The organism is Actinoplanes sp. TFC3, from assembly GCF_001553785.1.
In the GTDB taxonomy this organism is placed as follows: Bacteria; Actinomycetota; Actinomycetes; order Mycobacteriales; family Micromonosporaceae; genus Actinoplanes.
Map to the genome: position 1 here is coordinate 5,592,834 of NZ_LOJP01000001.1, position 2,216 is coordinate 5,595,049.

Annotated in this window: 2 protein-coding genes; both read left to right on the top strand. The window is 71.6% G+C overall.

Translation table 11 applies throughout. From position 1 onward, the window contains the following. Positions 1-123: 123 nt before the first annotated feature. On the top strand, positions 124-834 hold the full coding sequence (gene bioD, locus TFC3_RS25110) for a dethiobiotin synthase (protein ID WP_067507528.1): 711 nt from the start codon (positions 124-126) through the stop codon (positions 832-834). 29 nt (positions 835-863) lie between these two features. Continuing rightward, positions 864-2,135, top strand: coding sequence for a hemolysin family protein (locus TFC3_RS25115; protein ID WP_067504657.1), 1,272 nt, complete (start codon positions 864-866; stop codon positions 2,133-2,135). Positions 2,136-2,216 lie beyond the last annotated feature (81 nt).

Sequence of the window (2,216 nt, forward strand, 5' to 3'; positions counted from 1 at the left end):
GCCCCCGCCGCCGCAGACCTCCCGGCCACCCCGGTCCCGGACGCCACTGAAGGAACCGCTCCGGAGGAGACCCGCGCCTCGCACCCCTCCCCCCGGCACGTCGGGCACGGCGAGTGGCGCGGCATCGTCCTCATCACCGGCACCGACATCGATGTCGGCAAGACCATTGCCGCCGCCGCGATCGCCGCGTCGGCCCAGGCCGCGGGTCTCCGCGTTGCTGTCATCAAGCTGGGCCAGACCGGCACAGCCGATGGTGGCCCGAGCGACACCGACCTGATCACCCGGCTGGCCGCCCCGCATACCTGCCGGACCTTGGCCTCGTACCCCGAGCCGTTGACCCCGCTGGCCGCTGCGCGCGTGGCTGGGCTGGCGCCGCTGGAGTTGTACGAGGTCGTGGACGCGATCCGGGCCGAGGCCGGCAACCATGATCTCGTGCTTGTCGAAGGGGCCGGCGGGTTGCTGGTGCCGGTGGGCGTCCGGCCGTCCGGGCAGGCGTGGACGGCTGGGGACCTGGCTACCTCGTTGGGGGCGCCGGCGATTGTGGTGGCGCATGCGGGGCGGGGGACGATGAACCACACCGCGCTCACGTTGGAGGCCTTGGAGCGGCGCGGTGTTACCGCGAAGGTGATGCTGGGGGCTTGGCCGGGCCAGCCGGAACTGGTGCACTGGGCAAACCTGACCGAGTTGGTGCCGCACCTGGTGGGCGCGTTGCCGGCCGGGGCCGGGCGGATGGACCCGGGGGTGTTCCAGCGGTCGGCGCCGGGGTGGCTCACTCCGGCGTTGTACGGCGTGCTGGACGACTGGCGCGTGTGGGCTGAGGACGTACCGGGATGAAGCGGCTCTTTGGCGGTTAGCGTGGGCTGGTGGATGGCTTAGCCGGGCAAATTGTCCTCGTGCTGGTGCTGGTGCTGGTCAACGCGGCGTTCTCGGGCAGCGAGATGGCGCTGGTGTCGTTGCGCGACAGCCAGGTGCACAAGCTGGAGAAGACCTCACGCTCGGGGCGGCTGCTCGGGCGGCTCGCCCGCGATCCGAACCGTTTCCTGGCCACCATCCAGATCGGGATCACGCTCGCCGGGTTCCTCGCTTCCGCAGCGGCTGCCGTCTCACTGTCGGAGCGGCTGGCGGGGCCGCTCGGCTTTCTGGGGGCGGCGGCGCGGCCCGCGGCGATTGTGCTGGTGACCATTGCGCTCGCCTTCGTCACGCTGGTCATCGGCGAGCTGGCGCCCAAGCGGATCGCCATGCAACGTACCGAAGGATGGGCCCTGCTGGTGGCCCGCCCGCTGGACCTGCTCTCGACGGTCTCGCGCCCGGCGGTCTGGTTGTTGAGCACGGCCACCGACCTCATCGTGCGCCTGGCCGGCGGCGACCCCCGCGCCCAGCGCGAGGAGGTCAGCACCGAGGAGATCCGCGACATGGTTGCGGCGCAGCAGGACTTCTCGGCCGAACAGCGCACGATCATCTCGGGGGCGTTCGAGATCGCCGACCGGATTTTGCGCGAGATCCTGGTGCCCCGCCGCGATGTGCTGACGCTGCCCACCGGTCTGCCCGCCGCAGATGCCCTGCAGCAGCTCATCCGGGGCGGTCACTCACGCGCGCCGGTGGTGGGGCGGGCCGGGCTGGACGATGTCATTGCTGTCGTGCACCTTCGGGACTTGATCGGAGCGCAGGGGCCGGTGGACGCGCTGGGCAGGCCCGGGTTGCTGCTGCCGGAGACCTTGCGGGTGTCCGACGCGCTGCGGCAGATGCGCCTGGACCGCCAGCAGTTGGCCCTGGTGGTGGACGAGCGCGGGGCCATCGACGGCATTGTGACCATGGAGGATCTGGTCGAGGAAATTGTGGGCGAGATCTACGACGAGAGCGACAGGGACGTGGAGTCGGTGGTGACCGAGGCTGACGGCGCGTTGCTGCTGCCCGGGGCGTTCCCGCTGCACGACCTGCCGGACATCGGGTTCGCCGACGGGGTCGACGAGGGCGGGTACACCACGATCGCGGGCCGGATGCTGGCCTCGCTCGGGCACATCCCTACCGCGCCCGGCGAGGTGGTGGCGCTGCCCGAGTTCACCGCCGAGGTGGTCGAGGTGACCGGGCGCGCCATCACCAGCGTCCGGCTGCGAGCGCTGCCGCCGGGAACCTAACGGTCCAGCACGTCGGCCCGGCGTTCAGGTGGCCGGGGGGACGTGCTGGACCGTTAGGTTCCCGGCGGCAGCGCTCGCAGC